Annotated in this window: 16 protein-coding genes; 4 read left to right on the top strand and 12 right to left on the bottom strand. The window is 42.0% G+C overall.

Annotated elements, in window-relative coordinates; translation table 11 throughout:
• Positions 1 to 5: 5 nt before the first annotated feature.
• From BA81_RS00820 to dnaE, 7 genes are all read right to left on the bottom strand, one after another.
• The gene (locus BA81_RS00820) at positions 6 to 395 is read right to left on the bottom strand and encodes an FxsA family protein (protein WP_024424793.1); all 390 of its coding nucleotides are present in this window, start codon (positions 393 to 395) and stop codon (positions 6 to 8) included.
• A gap of 99 nt (positions 396 to 494) precedes the next feature.
• Positions 495 to 2,255, bottom strand: coding sequence for a pyruvate kinase (gene pyk / locus BA81_RS00815; protein ID WP_024426143.1), 1,761 nt, complete (start codon positions 2,253 to 2,255; stop codon positions 495 to 497).
• Positions 2,256 to 2,282: 27 nt separating this feature from the next.
• On the bottom strand, positions 2,283 to 3,242 hold the full coding sequence (gene pfkA, locus BA81_RS00810; RefSeq protein WP_024424794.1) for a 6-phosphofructokinase: 960 nt from the start codon (positions 3,240 to 3,242) through the stop codon (positions 2,283 to 2,285).
• A 342-nt stretch (positions 3,243 to 3,584) separates the two neighbouring features.
• Entirely contained in the window at positions 3,585 to 4,562 is a 978-nt protein-coding gene (accA, locus tag BA81_RS00805; RefSeq protein ID WP_024424795.1) for an acetyl-CoA carboxylase carboxyl transferase subunit alpha, read from the bottom strand.
• On the bottom strand, positions 4,547 to 5,422 hold the full coding sequence (gene accD / locus BA81_RS00800) for an acetyl-CoA carboxylase, carboxyltransferase subunit beta (protein ID WP_034279640.1): 876 nt from the start codon (positions 5,420 to 5,422) through the stop codon (positions 4,547 to 4,549). The genes accA and accD overlap by 16 nt, the downstream gene beginning before the upstream one ends.
• A gap of 304 nt (positions 5,423 to 5,726) precedes the next feature.
• On the bottom strand, positions 5,727 to 6,959 hold the full coding sequence (gene ystJ / locus BA81_RS00795) for an NADP-dependent malic enzyme (protein WP_025092260.1): 1,233 nt from the start codon (positions 6,957 to 6,959) through the stop codon (positions 5,727 to 5,729).
• A 141-nt stretch (positions 6,960 to 7,100) separates the two neighbouring features.
• On the bottom strand, positions 7,101 to 10,436 hold the full coding sequence (gene dnaE / locus BA81_RS00790) for a DNA polymerase III subunit alpha (protein ID WP_034279637.1): 3,336 nt from the start codon (positions 10,434 to 10,436) through the stop codon (positions 7,101 to 7,103).
• Positions 10,437 to 10,573: 137 nt separating this feature from the next.
• Here dnaE and ytrH point away from each other — a divergent pair, with 137 nt between their 5' ends.
• The 3 genes from ytrH to BA81_RS00775 all read left to right on the top strand — a co-directional run bounded on the left by ytrH (position 10,574) and on the right by BA81_RS00775 (position 11,709).
• A complete protein-coding gene (ytrH, locus tag BA81_RS00785) occupies positions 10,574 to 10,915 on the top strand; it encodes a sporulation membrane protein YtrH (RefSeq protein ID WP_024424798.1) in 342 nt (113 codons plus the stop codon).
• On the top strand, positions 10,912 to 11,415 hold the full coding sequence (gene ytrI / locus BA81_RS00780) for a sporulation membrane protein YtrI (RefSeq protein WP_003216226.1): 504 nt from the start codon (positions 10,912 to 10,914) through the stop codon (positions 11,413 to 11,415). Before ytrH ends, ytrI begins: the two co-directional genes overlap by 4 nt.
• 108 nt (positions 11,416 to 11,523) lie before the next feature.
• On the top strand, positions 11,524 to 11,709 hold the full coding sequence (locus BA81_RS00775; protein WP_003216400.1) for a YtzJ family protein: 186 nt from the start codon (positions 11,524 to 11,526) through the stop codon (positions 11,707 to 11,709).
• Between the two features lie 52 nt (positions 11,710 to 11,761).
• Here the strand turns inward: BA81_RS00775 and BA81_RS00770 are convergent, their stop codons facing one another.
• Complete coding sequence (locus BA81_RS00770) at positions 11,762 to 12,703, bottom strand: DHH family phosphoesterase (RefSeq protein WP_024424800.1); 942 nt, start codon at positions 12,701 to 12,703, stop codon at positions 11,762 to 11,764.
• Positions 12,704 to 12,850: 147 nt separating this feature from the next.
• On the opposite strand from BA81_RS00770, the gene BA81_RS00765 reads away from it, so the two are divergent.
• On the top strand, positions 12,851 to 13,153 hold the full coding sequence (locus BA81_RS00765) for a YtpI family protein (protein ID WP_003216665.1): 303 nt from the start codon (positions 12,851 to 12,853) through the stop codon (positions 13,151 to 13,153).
• 37 nt (positions 13,154 to 13,190) lie between these two features.
• Here the strand turns inward: BA81_RS00765 and BA81_RS00760 are convergent, their stop codons facing one another.
• From BA81_RS00760 to BA81_RS00745, 4 genes are all read right to left on the bottom strand, one after another.
• Entirely contained in the window at positions 13,191 to 14,513 is a 1,323-nt protein-coding gene (locus BA81_RS00760; protein ID WP_034279630.1) for a CBS domain-containing protein, read from the bottom strand.
• Positions 14,514 to 14,661: 148 nt separating this feature from the next.
• On the bottom strand, positions 14,662 to 15,345 hold the full coding sequence (locus BA81_RS00755; RefSeq protein ID WP_034279627.1) for a metal-dependent hydrolase: 684 nt from the start codon (positions 15,343 to 15,345) through the stop codon (positions 14,662 to 14,664).
• Positions 15,346 to 15,412: 67 nt separating this feature from the next.
• A complete protein-coding gene (locus BA81_RS00750) occupies positions 15,413 to 16,168 on the bottom strand; it encodes an SDR family oxidoreductase (protein ID WP_034279624.1) in 756 nt (251 codons plus the stop codon).
• Between the two features lie 96 nt (positions 16,169 to 16,264).
• A complete protein-coding gene (locus BA81_RS00745) occupies positions 16,265 to 17,170 on the bottom strand; it encodes a phosphotransferase (RefSeq protein ID WP_034279621.1) in 906 nt (301 codons plus the stop codon).
• Between the last annotated feature and the right edge of the window lie 68 nt (positions 17,171 to 17,238).

Genomic DNA, 17,238 nt, shown 5'->3' with positions numbered 1-17,238 from the left:
TCTCTTTAACGAATGATCGTGTAGCGGTTGCGATTAGACATGTTTCTAAGCCAGCGTTCAAAGAGCGGCTTGATTCCCTTTCTCGTCACCGGAATGAGCAGCAAAGCCCCAATGAGATCCGATAAGAAGCCTGGAATGAGCAGCAGCAGACCGCCGATTAGAATACAAAAACCATCGACAATCGCTCCCCCTGGCATCTTGCCATATTGTAAATCTCGCTGCACTTTTTGGAAGGCTTCTATACCTTGTTTTCTTGCAAAATAAGCACCTAAGGCACTTGTCAGCACGATGAGCAGCATGGTTGGCAAAATGCCAATGATTTTACTTGAGATTAAAAATAAACTAATTTCCACCGCAGGGAACAGAATTAATAATAGTAGAAAATATTTCTTCAACCATATCACCTCATGGGGTATCTTTCATCGAAAGCTGTTTACTTTTTTTAGTGTAACATAAAAAAAGAGAGGAGTCAGACAACTCCCCTCTAGTATGATTTAAAGGACGCTTGCACGGCCTTTGTAGATCGCTCCGCGTGCTGGATCTACTGTAATCTCTTCGCCTTCTTTTAATAGTGTCGTTGCGCTGTCAAGACCAACAATCACTGGAATGCCGAGGCTTAGTCCAACAACTGCTGCATGGCTTGTTAAACCGCCTTCTTCTGTGATAAGGGCAGATGCTTTTTCTAAAGCTCCCATCATATCACGATCTGTGCAGTTTGCAACCAGGATCGCACCATCGTACATTTTTTCTTCTGCTTCTTTTCCGCTTTGTGCAATGACAACCGGTCCAAATGCAGATTTACGGCCAATACCTTGACCTTTCGCAATGATGTCACCGACAACATATACTTTCATTAAGTTCGTCGTACCTGTTTCACCAACTGGCACACCTGCTGTAATCACGATTAAATCGCCGTGTCTTACATAGCCTGTTTCAATTGACTTTTCTACCGCATTCTCAAGCATTTCATCAGTAGATGTCGTTTTTGATCCGCTCTTTGCAAATACACCGAATACGAGTGAAAGCTTTCTCGCCACTGATTCGTTTGCAGTAACTGCTACGATTGGTGCTTTTGGTCTATATTTTGAAATCATTCTTGCTGTATGTCCGCTTTCTGTCGGTGTCACAATGGCTGCTACATCAAGCTTCATTGCTGTATGTGCAACAGATTGACCAATCGCGTCTGTAATGCTGACTTCTACTTCTTCGCTTCTGCGAGAAAGAATGGCTTTATAGTTTAGTGCTTCTTCTGAACGTGATGCAATGTTATGCATTGTTTGTACGGCTTCTACTGGATATGTTCCTGCTGCTGTTTCACCAGAAAGCATTATCGCATCTGTGCCGTCAAAAATAGCATTTGCCACGTCACTTGCTTCCGCACGGGTAGGACGTGGGTTACGCTGCATGCTGTCCAGCATTTGAGTCGCTGTGATGACAGGCTTGCCTAAACGATTGCATTTTTTGATCAGCATTTTTTGAACAAGCGGTACTTCTTCTGCCGGGATCTCTACACCAAGATCTCCACGCGCAACCATTAAACCGTCAGATACCTCAAGGATCTCGTCGATGTTATCAACACCCTCTTGGTTTTCAATCTTAGGGATGATTTGAATATCAGTCGCATTGTTCTTTTCAAGAAGCTCACGAATTTCAAGAACATCAGAAGCTCGTCTCACAAAAGAAGCTGCGATGAAATCGACGCCTTGTTCAATTCCAAACAGAATATCATTGGCATCCTTTTCTGTAATACCTGGCAGGTTCACACTGACGCCAGGTATGTTGACGCCTTTTTTGTTTTTGAGCGTGCCTGTATTCATGACTTTAGTGACGATTTCTTTGCGGTCCTTGTTAATTTCTTTTACTTCTAAACCAATCAGACCATCATCTAATAGAATCGTTGAGCCTACTTCTACATCATGAATTAAATCTTCGTATGTCACACTAATTTTTTCCGTATTTCCAACAATGTCTTCCATACTCACGATAAGATCAGCACCAGCGACTAGCTCAATTGAGCCGTTTTCAACTGTACGTGTACGGATCTCTGGACCTTTTGTATCTAGAAGGATCGCAATGTCCTTGCCTAATGTTTTACCTGCTTTACGTATGTTTTCAATGCGTGCACCATGCTCTTCAAAATCTCCATGGGAGAAGTTGAGTCTGGCTACATTCATTCCTGCTTCAATCAATTCAGTCAGCTTTTCAATGCTTTCACTTGCTGGACCGATTGTACAAACGATTTTTGTCTTTCTCATTACTGTTCCTCCTAAGGTCTTCTCGTTTTATATAGAGAGCTCTTGTGAAAGTCGGTACATATTTTTATCGACTGTATGTTTTTTATCTAAGATTTCTAAAATATCGTGATGAACGAGTTCATTGCTTTGAATGCCTACACAGCGTCCGCCTTGTCCTTCAAGAAGAAGCTCAACTGCATATGCTCCTAAACGGCTTGCCAGCACTCGGTCAAACGCACTCGGAGAACCTCCGCGCTGAATATGCCCTAAGACAGATACACGTGTTTCAAGGCTTGTCTCCTCTTCAATCCGCTTACCAAATTCAACACCGCTGCCTACGCCTTCTGCAACGATGATGATACTATGCTTCTTGCCGCGTTCGTGACCTCTTCTTAACCTAGCAATAATTTCGTCCATGTCATAGTCTGCTTCAGGAATCAAAATAGATTCGGCTCCGCCCGCAAGACCTGACCAAAGGGCAATATCACCAGCATGTCTTCCCATTACTTCCACTACGTATGTACGTTCATGAGATGTGGCTGTATCACGAATTTTATCAATGGCATCAATGACAGTATTCAGTGCTGTATCAAAGCCAATAGTGAAATCAGTACCTGGAATATCGTTGTCAATCGTGCCTGGAACACCTACACATGGAAAACCGAGCTCTGTTAATTTCTTCGCTCCCATAAATGACCCGTCTCCACCAATGACTACAAGTCCTTCAATACCGAATTTTTTTAAGTTTTCAATTCCTTTTTCACGACCTTCAACTGTCTTGAATTCAGGACATCTTGCCGTGTAAAGTTTTGTTCCTCCACGATGAATGATATCGCCTACTGAACCTATTTCGAGTTTCTCAATTTTACCGTTAATTAGACCTGAGTATCCATTATAAATACCGTAAACTTCAACATTATGGTAAATTGCTTTCCTTACAACTGCGCGCACAGCTGCATTCATTCCTGGGGAATCCCCACCGCTTGTTAAAACTCCTATACGCTTCATCTTTTTCACCTCAGAGACCATATATGAATTAAACATACCATTTCCACTGCTTGAAAACAATCATGAGCAAATTTGGATGTTTTCAATACGAATTTCTAAAACCCTACTTATTATACAATTAAATAAACCGTTTTTAAACAAAAGTTAAGAACGTCATGAAAGCAAATCTCTCTGAAATCTGTGAAGGGAGGTGCTATAAACCTTATCATATCAAGGTTTTCAGACGTTTCAAATTTTATGAAAACAAAAGAAAATTATTTTCAAATAGCGCTTACATGAAGTCGGTTTTCATGAAAAAAGATGAAAAAAAATAAACGCCAGCCAAAATGGCTGTACGTTTATTTAGTTTACCCCAATATATTGATTTTCAATCGATACTTTCCCGATTGCTTTATATTTTTCATATCTTTGTTCGACTAGTTCTTCAGGTGTTAGTTTGAGCAAAGATGTAAGTGACTGTTTTAATGTTTTTTCCATGTAAGCTGCTTGTTGTTTCACGTCTCGATGTGCTCCACCTTGCACTTCTTTAATAACATCATCTATAATATCTAATTCTTTTAGGTCTGGAGCGGTAATTTTCATTGATTCTGCAGCTTTTTTCGCAAGTGATGAGTCCTTCCAGAGCAGCGCTGCTGCACCTTCAGGTGAAATCACTGAATACGTTGAGTTTTCTAGCATGAATAGGTGGTTTCCTACGCCTAAGCCTAGTGCGCCGCCGCTTCCGCCTTCTCCAATGACAATACAGACAACTGGTACACGAAGTCCTGCCATTTCGAATAGGTTTTTCGCAATTGCTTCACTTTGTCCGCGCTCTTCAGCTGCTTTACCAGGATAAGCTCCTTTTGTATCAATAAAGCAAATGATCGGGCGATTAAATTTATCTGCTTGTTTCATCAAGCGCAGCGCTTTACGATAGCCTTCTGGATGAGGCATTCCGAAATTACGGCGCAAGTTTTCTTTTGTATCTTTACCGCGCTGATGGCCAATAACAGTGACAGGAAGCCCTTTAAACGTGGCAATTCCTCCAACGATCGCTTCATCATCACCATAAAAACGGTCACCGTGACATTCGAAAAAGTTGTCAAACAGCTCTTGAATGTAATCGAGAGTTGTTGGGCGCATCGCATGCCGAGCAATCTGCACTCTGTCCCACGGCTTTAAATTTGTATAAATGTCTGCTTCAAGCTTGCTCAGACGTGTTTCAAGGCGCTCAATTTCTGCACTTAAATCCATTTCTGAGTTTTGTGTGAACTTTTTCAGTTCATCAATTTTCGCTCGAAGTTCAATGACAGGTTTTTCAAATTCTAGTTCTCCAGCCACTCTCGTTCACCTCCTGTGCTGTGTAGTGCTAAGATTCGGCCTAGTGTTTCTTTCATTTCTGCACGATGGATGACAGCATCAAGCTGTCCATGCTTCATTAAAAATTCAGCCGTCTGGAAGTCCTCTGGCAGGTCTTCACGAATCGTTTGTTCAATGATTCTTCGTCCTGCAAAACCAATTAAAGCACCAGGTTCTGCAAAATTGTAATCACCGAGAGACGCAAAACTAGCTGATACACCGCCAGTTGTTGGGTTCGTCATCACAGAGATAATCAAACCTTGATCCTCGCTGAACAGTTTTAATGCTGAACTTGTTTTTGCCATCTGCATGAGACTAAGAATTCCCTCTTGCATTCTCGCTCCGCCAGATGCAGTAAAGATAATAAATGGCACCTTGTCCGCTTTTGCTTTCTCGATCGCCAGCGTGATCTTTTCACCAACAACGGATCCCATGCTGCCCATACGGAACGTGGCATCCATGACAGCAATCACAGCACTTTGGCCTTCAATTTCACCTTTACCTGTGACAATGGCTTCATTCAAAGATGTCTTTTCTCTGTCTTTCTCAAGCTTTTCTTCGTAGCCTGGGAAACCGAGCGGGTTTGCTGAAATGAGGTGCCCGTTAAATTCTTCAAATGTGCCTTCATCTACAAGGCTTTCAATACGCTGTTTTGCATTCATTTGCAAATGTCTGCCGCAATTCATACAAACACGTAAATTTTTATCTAGTTCTTTGGTGAGCATTATTTTTTTACATTGCGGACATTTGGTCATGATGCCTTCAGGCACATCTTGACTTGCCTGTTCAGAGGGTACAGATGCATATTTTTTCTTTTTACTGAAAATATTCTTGATTGACAAATGACTACCTCCCTTTTTGAAGGGTTTTTTCTTTACACGCACATCCACTATTATAGGACATGTCATAACTGTACCGAAACTATTGTACTTTTTTTGTCAAACGCTGTCATCCTTCATTCAATTTTTTCAGTGGGGAATTGATGAGAAATGAGTATGTGTTTGGGGCGCTGAGCAGTTGATATGTTTGAATTGTGAACGTCTACAAAAAAATCTCATTCCGGATGAAAAATTTTTCGCATAAGAGAGGAAATGGTGCACGTTTTTCCTCCAGTTTCAGAAAGAACGTGCACACTTTTCCAGTTGATTATTCGCCGATAATCGTTAATTTTCTTGTTTTTTCAGCGACAGCTTCTGGGTCGACCTTGATTCTTGCAACGCCAGTTTCCATTGCTGCTTTTGCCACCGCTTTTGCTACCGCTGGTGCTACGCGTGCATCAAATGGTGCAGGGATGACATATTCAGCTGACAATTCTTCATCTGAAACAAGAGACGCAATCGCTTCAACAGCTGCGATTTTCATTTCTTCGTTAATGTGAGTCGCACGTACATCTAATGCTCCGCGGAAAATTCCTGGGAATGCCAGTACGTTGTTCACTTGGTTCGGGAAGTCAGAACGGCCAGTTCCTACAACACTTGCACCTGCTGCATGTGCATCTTCTGGCATGATCTCTGGATTTGGATTAGCCATAGCAAAGATGACAGGATCTTTTGCCATTTTTCCAACCATTTCTTTTGTTAAAGCGCCTGCTACAGAAACCCCGATAAAGACGTCTGCACCTTCAATGACTTCTTCTAATGAACCTTCTTTGCGGTCTTGGTTCGTGAATTTAGCTACTTCGTTTTTCACTGCATTCATACCGTTCGGGCGGCCTTCGTAAATAGCACCTTTCGTATCACACATAATGATATCACGTACACCGAAATGATAAAGAAGTTTGATAATCGCAATTCCTGCTGCCCCGGCGCCGTTTGCCACTACTTTGATTGAAGACATGGATTTTCCAGATAGCTTCAGTGCATTCACAAGTCCTGCTACTGTCACAATGGCTGTTCCGTGCTGATCATCGTGGAAAACTGGAATGTTTGTCTCTTTTTTCAAGCGCTCTTCGATGATAAAGCAGTTAGGTGCTGCAATATCTTCAAGGTTCACACCGCCAAAAGTCGGCTCAAGAAGCTTCACTGTTTCAACGATTTTGTCAACATCGTTCGTTGCAAGCGCGATTGGGAAAGCATCCACGCCTGCAAAACTTTTGAATAATACAGCTTTCCCTTCCATTACTGGAAGAGATGCTTCTGCACCAATATTTCCAAGCCCTAAAACAGCGCTTCCGTCTGTGACAACAGCGACCATATTGCCTTTCATTGTATAATCATACACTTTGCTTGTGTCGTCATAAATATCTTTACATGGTTCTGCAACACCAGGTGAATAAGCCAAGCTCAAGTCTTTCGCATTTTTCACTTGTACTTTTGATTTTGATTCGAGTTTGCCTTGATTCTCTTTGTGCATATGTAATGCTTCTTCTCTTAATGACATGTGATGAACACTCCTTCAAGTGGAAAATGATTTAATGATTTGCTAAGTTGATAAGCACATACTGGCAGTTTTAAATACACAGAATCTTTAAAATGATAACACAATAGGTGAATTTGTAAAACATATTCAGGCGATTTGTCATCATTTAATCACAACGTTTTGTTCACCTAGCAGCTCTTTTAACTGGAAAATCACAGCATGATTTGCATGAACTTTGTATGCATCTGGAAGTCTCATCGTCTTTTTTTGCTTCTCATAATACAAATAGACATCTGCTTCTCCGCTGTGCATCGAGAGGACTCGTTTTACTTGCTCTAGCAGCTCCTGCGTATGATTCTCTTCTTTGACCCGAATGTAGACAGACTCTTTTCTTTTTGCGTCCATCTCTTCCAGCAAAGCAGCTTCTTGCACGATGATTTGACTGCTGTCATTTCTGACCTCTACTCTGCCTTCAACATAAAGCATGGTGCCCTCCTCAAGTAAGGGGGACAGCTTTCTAAATTGCTCTGGAAAGACGACGCCTTCCATTTCTCCCGTTTCATCCCCAAATGTAACAAATGCCATCGATTGTCCATTTTTTGTCCGAATCGATTTCACTTTTGTCAAAAGACCACCCATTGAGATTTTACGCTTTATATAGGAAGAAAGTCTGATGATTTCCACTGCACCATTCTCTCTTAAGCGGTCTCGGTACGCTTGTACTGGATGATTTGATAAATATAACCCGAGTGCCTCTTTTTCAAATTGCAGGAGGTCAACAAGCGGCATTTCTTCTATCTCCGCATATTTTGGCTTAATGGAGAAGGTTGTATCCCCAAGAAAGTCCAGCTGATCCTCTGGATTTAAAAATGACACGTGGTCTAACGCAATATCTATCGATGCTAATAACGAAGCACGATTGGGATAAAATTCATCCATCGCCCCTGAAAAAATGAGCGCTTCAATCGTTTTTCGGTTGACACTCTTTGGTGATACTCTTGCGCAAAAATCAAATAAATCTTCAAACGGCTTTTCCTGTCTTGCTCTGTATATATCCTTTACAGCTGACACTCCGACATTTTTGATCGCTCTTAAGCTGTAGCGGATCTCCCCTTTTTCAACCGTAAATGGAAACTCACTCTTATTAATAGAAGGCTTCAACACAGATATCCCTTTTTCCTTCGCCTCATAGAAATATTGAGCAACTTTGTCTTCATTTCCAATTACACTCGTTAAAAGACCGCACATAAAATATAACGGATAATGCGCTTTTAAATAAGCAAGCTGAAAGCCAATCATGCTATATGCAACAGCATGGCTTCTATTAAAACCATAGTTTGCAAATTTGACGATTAAGTCATAAACGTCATTTGCAATGTTAACAGGATACTCCTTTTTTAGGCATCCTTCAACAAAATGGCTTCGCTCTTCATCAAGGACCTTTTTATCCTTCTTCGAAACAGCTCTTCTTAATAGATCTGCCTCGCCCAGCTGAAAACCAGCCATCTTCGCTGCAATCAGCATGATTTGCTCCTGATAGACGATGACCCCATATGTATCCTTTAATATGTCATACAAATCAGGATGAGGATAGGAGACCTTGACTCTGCCATGCTTTCGGTCGATAAAAAGCGGGATATTTTCCATTGGACCTGGACGATAGAGGGCATTGACCGCCACGATATCTTCTAAACTAGACGGCTTCAGGCGTCTCAGCACCTGTCGCATTCCCTGTGATTCAAGCTGGAATATTCCAGTTGTATCTCCGGCGGATAACAATTCAAACGTTTTCTGATCCTCGTATGAAATGTCACTAAAGTTAATGTGGACGTTTTCCTGTCTTTCAATCTGGTTTTTAATGGATTCAATTAATGTTAAGTTTCTGAGCCCTAAGAAATCCATCTTTAAAAGTCCAAGGTCTTCTAAATAATTCATGGCGTACTGCGTTAAATACACACCTTCATGGCCGTCTTGAATCGGAACGACCTCTGTCAGCGGCTCTTCGCTCAGCACCACGCCGGCTGCATGTGTCGAGGTGTGTCTTGGCAAGCCCTCTACTTTTAAAGCAGTTTGGAAGACCTTTCGAAGCTCTTCGGATTGCTGAAGCATCGTTTTTAATTCAGAAGATGCAGTCACCGCTTCTTTCAGCGTCGTTCCTGGCTTTGATGGAATCAGCTTGGCAAGACGGTCCGCTGCTTTTGAATCAATTCCCATCACACGTCCAACATCCCTTAAAGCAGCTTTTGCTGCAAGTGTTCCAAACGTGACAATTTGCGCCACATGCATGTCTCCGTATTTGTCTTTTACATAAGAAATGATTTCATCTCTTCTCGTATCGGGGAAATCAATATCTATATCTGGCATACTGATCCGCTCTGGATTTAAGAAACGCTCAAATAAAAGACCGTGACGGATCGGATCGACATCCGTAATAAACAGAACATAAGCAACAAGTGAACCCGCTGCTGATCCCCGTCCAGGGCCTGTGACAATCCCTTTGTCATGCGCATACTTCATAAAATCCCACACAATGAGAAAATAATCACTGAAATTCATTTTTTGGATAATGCTCAGCTCATATTCAAGCCTTTTAACATACATGTCATTTGAAGCAATCTTTCTTTGCTTCATCCCTTCTGCGCACACTCTGCGTAAAAACTGATCTGCTGTTGATTGATCAGGAGTTGGATAGGATGGAAGTTTTGTCTGCCCAAGATTTAAATCGACTTCACAGCGGTCTGCAATCTCCACCGTTCTTGTCAGCAGCTCTCGATCATCTCTATACCATTCCAACATTTCATCAAAGGATTTGAAATGCTTTTCTCCTCGGTCTTCCTCTATCTCTGAAAGCTGCTTACCTGCTTTAATCGCCTTTAAGCACGTATAAGCCATTTTGTCTTCTCGATTGATATAGTGAACATCACCCGTCGCAACAAGAGGAATGTCCGTACTTTGTGAGACGTCCCGCAGTTTGCCGGCGAGCGATTCGTCCTGCTGAAATGGCTGAAGTGCGATATACACATGTCCCTCGCCGAATATATGCTTCAATTGTTTGGCGGCTTCACGCGCTTCTTCTAACTGATCATGCTGCAAAAGCGTTTCAATATACCCAGATGCGCCTGGTGTGATGGCAATGAGCCCGCGGTGATAGCTTTTGAGCCATTTCTCTTTCAATCCGGCTTTTGATTTTGATTTCAGCACACTGCTGATTTTGATCAGGTTTTGATAGCCTTCATTGTTTTTTGCAAGGAGTACCAAGGGATAAGCCTCTGTCTCTTGTTCATCTATGAAGACAGAAGCTGTTAAACCGATAACCGGCTTGATGCCATGTTTTTTACATTCCTTATAAAATTCAACCGTGCCATACATCACATGGTCATCGGTAAGAGCAAGCGCCTTGCAGCCAAGTTCTTTTGCTTTCAGCACAAGCTCCTTTACTTTAGCTGCACTGCTTAACAAGCTGTATCCACTGTGGACCTGAAGATGAACATAAGACATGCTTAATCCACTCCTTTCGTCTAAAGTCATTCTTTCATTATAAAACGCGATGCGATGAGAAACAAATGTTCTTTCTTTTCTGACCGTTCATACTTGTCCAGCACACGCCATATATTGAATAGAGTGAGGTGGACAAAATGGATGTGAAGGAAGCTTTTATTCCGAATTTTATCAGCTGTTATTTTATCGCCCTTGGAGTCATTTTGGGTGGTGCTATCATAGGCGGTGTTGGTGCGTATTTATCTGGTCAGCCGCCTTTATCCATTATTACTAGTCTTGCCAACCGTTTAAAGATTTGGGCGCTTGTCGCCGCTATCGGTGGAACATTTGATGCTGTTTATAGCTTTGAACGAGGCATTTTCGAAGGAAACACGCGTGATATTTTCAAGCAGATTTTATTAATTATCTCTGCCATGGGCGGTGCACAAACGGGGTATCTCATTATTACGTGGCTCACCCAGGAGCATGTGTCATCATGAGGGTGCCGGAGCTGTATAAACGCCCAGGCTGGCAGCGTTTTTTTGCAGGAATGATGTTTGGTGCGATTGTAAGCTGGCTCATTTTTCTCTTTACATACGGAACCTTTCAGGAAAAGCAAGTGACACTGCTGAGAAGCCAGCAGCATCATATGGACAGTCTAAAAGAACAAATCACACTCTATCGGGAAGATTTGCATAAGTTAAATGAGGATAATAAGAAGCGGCTGCTGATTCAAAGCGTAGATGTTCATCTCGTGAATCGTGAGCAGTATAAAATCCCAGAGCCAGATACGCTAAAGTTTGAAGATCAGGTCAAGGAGGATATCTCAGAAGTCATTACAAAGGATATTGAAAGTGTCTATAAAACAAAGGAATTACTAAAACGGACAGTGGAAAATAAAGAATATACCATTCGGGAAAAGGCATATCGCGCGAAAGTGACAGAGCTGACAATTTATACGAAGCTTTCACTTGAAGTACGTATTTCATTTGCTGAATAAGGAGGTTGTGGAATTTTTATGAATTTCTGCCCTCAATGATCGCTTTTCACGCTTCATTTTTATACACTAAAAGTAGAATGAAATCTTAAATAGAAAGAGGTGAGGACAATGGAGGTTTACAGCTATCGTCAAATGGCACGAGACAAAGCAAGCCGGATCAAAGACGGCATGTGCGCCTATGCTGAGACAGAAATGATGGCTCATTTAATTAAAAAAGAATTAAAGCATCAAAATCTCCAAGCCTATGAAGATTCAACAGACATCGGCTGCTGGTTTATCCCTGTATGCAAGTAACCCTTTTCTCCATGACAAAAAAGAGAGAAGGGACTTAAGTATCCCTCCTCTCTTATGATGATGATTTACATACTTCCTCTAAATCACGCAAAATCTCATCTGCTACTGCCCAATCATAAATGGACGCACCGGCTGCAAGCGGGTGGCCGCCGCCATGATATTTTTTCGCAATGGTGTTAATGACGACTCCTTTAGAGCGGAATCTAACACGAATCTGATCGTTTTCTTCCACAAAAAAGACCCATGCCTTAATGCCTGCAATATTTCCTAGTGTCCCAACAAGCTGTGAGGCTTGCTGCGCTGTTGTTTGGAACGATTCCAAAATTTCACGCTTAATGAAAACAGATGCAACCCCGTTCTCTGACAAAGAAATATGTTGAAAAATATAACCATTTAATTTCACGACATTCAAATCTGTCTCATACAATTGATTGAAAAGATCTGAAGATGAAAATGGATATTCGATGAGTTCACCTGCATATTTGAGTGTCTTTTTCGTTGTGTTTGGGAAAAGGAAGCGGCCTGTGTCTCCTACAATGCCGGCATAGATCAATTCAGCCGCCTTTGTATTCAGCTGATATCCTTCTTCTTTCCCCTCTAAGTACAATTCATAAATCATCTCGCTCACAGAGCTTGCCTCTGTATCCACCCAAAGCAAATCACCATAAGGATCTTCATTTGGGTGATGGTCGATTTTCATCAGCTTATCGCCCATTAAATAGCGCTGATCATCGATTCTTGCTTGATTGGCCGTATCACAGACAATGACAAGGGCCCCTTTATACACGTCGTCTGGTACCTCATCGAGTTCATATAAAAATGAAAGGGATGGCTCAGGCGTTCCTGTCGCATAAATATTTTTTTCTGGATAGGTGGCACGCAAGATTTCCGTAAGGCCGCACTGCGATCCATACGCATCAGGATCTGGTCTTACATGTCTATGGATGATGATGGTGTCATATAATGATATGGTTCTAATCAGTTCTTTTTTCATAAAAACTCCTTCTCATGCGATACTCTTTTTATTATTAAATCATAATCTATCGTGACGGAAAAGTGAGGAATAGACAATTTATTCTAGTAAGCAAGCCTATTTACGTTTAAAATAGGGTTGTAACCACTTACAATGGAGGCTTGGCACATGCTTGTTTTGATTGTGTTTATTATTTGTTCTGCCATGTTTTATTTATACTACAAAGCAAAAAATGTCCGTACGAACCGGCCAGTCGAGAAAAAATTCTGGTCGGCGAAATCCAGTATGGCACTTGGCTGCTTTGTCCTGCTCTTCGGTGTGAATCAATTATTTTTAAACCGCTCGTCACTCGCATTTGTCATCGGATTTATTTTTGTTGCCGTCGGTATCGGCAGTACGTGGGCTGGGTATAAAGCCTACAAGCATTACCTTCCGCTCTTCTTAAAGGAAGGCGAAAAAGATCACGCGTAATAAGGAAAGGGGCGACATAAGTTCGCCCTTTTTATCATTATCCCCTCTCCATCAGCTGCACCATCAGCATCGCTTTGCCTACGATATTCGATTGGTGATAAACCTCCACTTCCAGCTTTCCAAACTTGCGCCCTACTTCTAAAATATTCGGCTTAATCTGGATTGTGGATTCCATTTGGACCGGTTTTAAGAAATAGACAGAGAGACTCTCGACGATCAGTTCGCCCTTTTTATGAGATTTTAAGAAGCGGTTGGCAGATTCGATTAAAATTTGTGTGAACACCCCATATGAAATGTTTCCAAGCTGATTCGTCATTTGCGGGGTAACCTCGTATTGATAAACCGCATCCGCTTTTGGTTTCTCTGTATCGGTTTCTTTAAACCCTCTTGAGACAACATCATCCAGCTTTTCTCCGACCTGCGGCTGCTTTTGAATCATTTGGAGCGCCTTGAGCACATCCTGACGGCTGATCATACCGATCAGCTTCGCATGATCATCCACAACTGGCAGCACCTCAATGCCTTCCCACACCATCATTTGTGCAGCTGAGGCGACAGATGTTTTGCCAATGACCGTCAGTGGATTTTTCGTCATCACTTTTTCAATCGGTGTGGAGCGGTCATGCCCCGCAATATCCTTTGAGGTGAGGATTCCGTGAATCTTCATTTGATCATCTGCGACCGGGAAACGACCGTGGCCAGTTTCATAATTCTTTTCATACCATTTTTCAAGCTTATCCTCTGGTGATAAATACACGGTGCGTTCAATCGGCGTTAAAATATCTTCTACAAGCACAATTTCTTTTTTAATTAATTGGTCATAAATGGCTCTGTTAATGAGGGCCGCTACGGTAAATGTATCGTAGCTTGTCGATAAAATCGGCAGCTCCAGCTCATCTGCGAGCTGAATGATTTCATCATCTGTTGAGAATCCGCCTGTGACCAGCACAGCCGCTCCTGCCTCTAATGCCTGCCTATGGGCATTGATCCGGTTTCCGACGATGAGCAGGTTGCCAGCAGCCGTATAGCGCATCATTGCGTCCAGCTCCATCGCTCCAATGACAAATTTGTTTAACGTTTTATGTAATCCGGCGCGTCCTCCAAGGACCTGGCCATCAATGACATTGACCACTTCTGCATATGTCAGTTTTTCAATATTTTCTTTTTTCTTTTGTTCAATTCGAATGGTGCCGACTCGTTCAATGGTACTGACGAATCCTTTATTTTCAGCATCTTTGATGGCCCGGTAAGCGGTGCCTTCACTCACTTTCATTTCTTTCGCTATGCGCCGGACAGAGATTTTCTCCCCGACATCTAATGAATCAATATACGATAAAATTTGCTCATGCTTTGTCGCCAATCCCGTTCACCCTTTTTGTTTTCAGCGTTTTCATCTATGTTTCATTATAAGGGCAGGAGGCTTTTAATAGCAATTTGTCTTTTCTTTCAGCAGATGAAGGCAAATAAAAAAAGCCGGCATTTGTGTGCCAGCTTTATTCATATGAGGATTAAATCTCGATTGATTCCCCGCTGTTTAACACATGACCGACGCCGCCATGCAGGCTGTCTGCAAATGCATGCGGATCCTGTTCAATTGGCGGGAATGTGCTGTAGTGAATCGGAACGACCTGTTTTGCCCGCAGCCATTCTGCTGCGATTCTTGCATCCTCCGGTCCCATCGTGAAGTTATCACCAATTGGAAGGAATGCGAGCTCAATATGATTCAGTTCACCAATCAGCTTCATATCTGAAAAGAGTGCAGTGTCTCCAGCATGATAAATGGTTTTGCCCTCTGCGGTAAATAAAATACCTGATGGCATCCCTGTATACGTAATCGTCTGTGCCTCTTCATCAATGACAGCTGAACCATGGAACGCTTGCGTGAGCTTCACTTTACCAAATTCAAACTCACGGCCGCCTCCAATAGAAAGCGGGTGCGTTTTCACCCCTTGCCAGCTTAAATACGTGGCAAGTTCGAAAGGCGCGACAACAAGTGCATCATTGTTTTTAGCAATTTCAATGGTGTCGCCGATGTGATCTCCATGTCCATGTGTCAGTAAAATGACATTCGCTTTCACATCTTGCGGTTTGATATCTGTGTGCTTATTTCCATTTAAAAATGGATCAATCCAAATATGGTATCCGTTTGTTTCAATGTGTACAACTGAATGTCCATGATATGTAGCTTTCATGTGAGTATATCCACCTTTCAATTTTTGATCTCATATCATTTATTCCCTCTATAAAAAGCTGAAAAACTTAATGCCTGTGAATCACGTTAAGACCACCTGTTGCTTCAATGACGGTCCCTGTAATAAGATCTGAACGGTCATCGCATAGAAATGAGATGATACGTCCTATATCCTCTCCAGTGCCAGACCTGCCTATCGGCGTTTCATCGTCTTTGATTTGGCGGGCTTCCTCTATTGTCGATTCTTTCATGTCTCCAACGATTTTGCCTGGACACACCATATTGGCCGTGATACCATTTTCGGCTTCTTCAATCGCAATGGTTTTCGTCAATGACGCAAGACCCACTTTTGCCGCTCCAAAGGCTGATCTGTGCATCCAGCCTGGCGCATGGTCTGCACCTTGGAAGCCATAAGTGATAATGCGGCCAAAGCCTTGTTTTCTCATCATTGGGATGACCATTCGGAACAAATGGAATACTGCTGATAGGTTGCCTTCCATCATTTGATACCATTCATCCTCAGAATAATCCGCCAGTTTTTTTCGTTCAAAAATATAAGGGCCAGCATTGTTAATCAGGGCATCAATCCGCCCAAATCGCTCTGCTGCCAGCTCTACCATGTTTTTTAAATCTTCTTTTTTTGTCACATCACCTTGGACAAATTGAAGCTTATCTTCGTACTGCTGTAATTCTTCTTTCATCTGCCGGACAGCTTCATCATCACTTCGATAATTCACTGTCACAGAATACCCCATATTCAGTAAAGACTCGGTGACTTTCCGGCCAAGTCCTTTAGAACCCGCTGTTATTAATGCGTGTCGCACACAATCTCCTCCTAAAGCAAAGGTTGCAAGTTCACGTGTTTCTTATCTTATCTTTTACTTTACTATAAACCGGCATCTGGCGCACTTATGAACCCTTTATCGATATGAGTCAAACAGTATAGGGTGATTCATCCACTTTTTCAAATCCCATGAGCCATGGATATCGAGAAGCAGCGAAACAAAACGATAGCACTCTCTCACCTCATGAAGATCACGAGGAAGCGGGCAAATCTCTTCATAACCCAATTGAACATTGCGGGCAGCTTCTTTCGTCAAAAGGTATTCCAATGCAATAAAATCAAACGCAGCTGGTCCATATACGACATATTCTGTATCAACTAAACTCGTCACTAGATCATCATTTTCAATATATTGAGACGGATCTAAATCAATTAAAATAAGACTGGCTGAATCAGGCGTCCTTAGCTTTTCAATCTTTTGCAGCACAATTTCTGCATAACAGTGAAATTCAGGCTGATCAGCGTAATAGCGGTCTATGAGTTTGGATACAGCCTTTTTTAACACAGCATGGAATTCTCTCAAATGCTTCTTTTCAGCTCCGTAGACTGCACCAAAAAAGTCAGTACGATATGAATGAAGTTGTGCTAGTTTCCTCCCATAATCCTTATAAAAGTCTGATGAACGTCCCTCAAAAGATGTACAAGGTGTTCCTTCTACTTTTTCCATTACATAAAAATGTCTCCCTGCCTTCTTCACTTTACGAACAACTTCTGGAATATGAAAGGAATTCATATGAGACAGCTTTTGATTGATTTGATCGATATGCTCTTGTACAGTACGGTCATCTACTCCATAGATCATCTTGATCCCAAATACAAATTCACTTTCTTCTCTTGCAGTTTTAGGAGATTTGACTACATATTCCGTTTTATCTTGTAAGGAGATCAGCCACACATCATTAACCCGTCCGTCATATTGTTCTCCTAACGTTTTCACTGATACGATTGGTTGATGAAACAAAGCCTCAAGCGTTTTCTTCATGATCTGCTGTCACTCCCTCTTCTGCTTGACGCAGGTATGCTTTCATTTCTCCAATGATCATCAATCTC

Origin of the sequence: Bacillus safensis FO-36b, assembly GCF_000691165.1 — a bacterium.
GTDB classification, from domain to species: Bacteria; Bacillota; Bacilli; order Bacillales; family Bacillaceae; genus Bacillus; species Bacillus safensis.
The sequence above is the reverse complement of the archived record's forward strand: the minus strand, read 5'-3'. Positions and strand labels throughout refer to the sequence as shown.

Coding starts and splice junctions, on each gene's coding strand:
- BA81_RS00770 (WP_024424800.1), bottom strand. CDS start 12,703: ATGAAAAAAGAACTGATTAGAACCATATCATTATATGACACCATCATC.
- ytrH (WP_024424798.1), top strand. CDS start 10,574: ATGGATGTGAAGGAAGCTTTTATTCCGAATTTTATCAGCTGTTATTTT.
- BA81_RS00775 (WP_003216400.1), top strand. CDS start 11,524: ATGGAGGTTTACAGCTATCGTCAAATGGCACGAGACAAAGCAAGCCGG.
- ystJ (WP_025092260.1), bottom strand. CDS start 6,959: ATGTCATTAAGAGAAGAAGCATTACATATGCACAAAGAGAATCAAGGC.
- BA81_RS00755 (WP_034279627.1), bottom strand. CDS start 15,345: ATGAAAGCTACATATCATGGACATTCAGTTGTACACATTGAAACAAAC.
- dnaE (WP_034279637.1), bottom strand. CDS start 10,436: ATGTCTTATGTTCATCTTCAGGTCCACAGTGGATACAGCTTGTTAAGC.
- BA81_RS00765 (WP_003216665.1), top strand. CDS start 12,851: ATGCTTGTTTTGATTGTGTTTATTATTTGTTCTGCCATGTTTTATTTA.
- pfkA (WP_024424794.1), bottom strand. CDS start 3,242: ATGAAGCGTATAGGAGTTTTAACAAGCGGTGGGGATTCCCCAGGAATG.
- pyk (WP_024426143.1), bottom strand. CDS start 2,255: ATGAGAAAGACAAAAATCGTTTGTACAATCGGTCCAGCAAGTGAAAGC.
- ytrI (WP_003216226.1), top strand. CDS start 10,912: ATGAGGGTGCCGGAGCTGTATAAACGCCCAGGCTGGCAGCGTTTTTTT.
- BA81_RS00745 (WP_034279621.1), bottom strand. CDS start 17,170: ATGAAGAAAACGCTTGAGGCTTTGTTTCATCAACCAATCGTATCAGTG.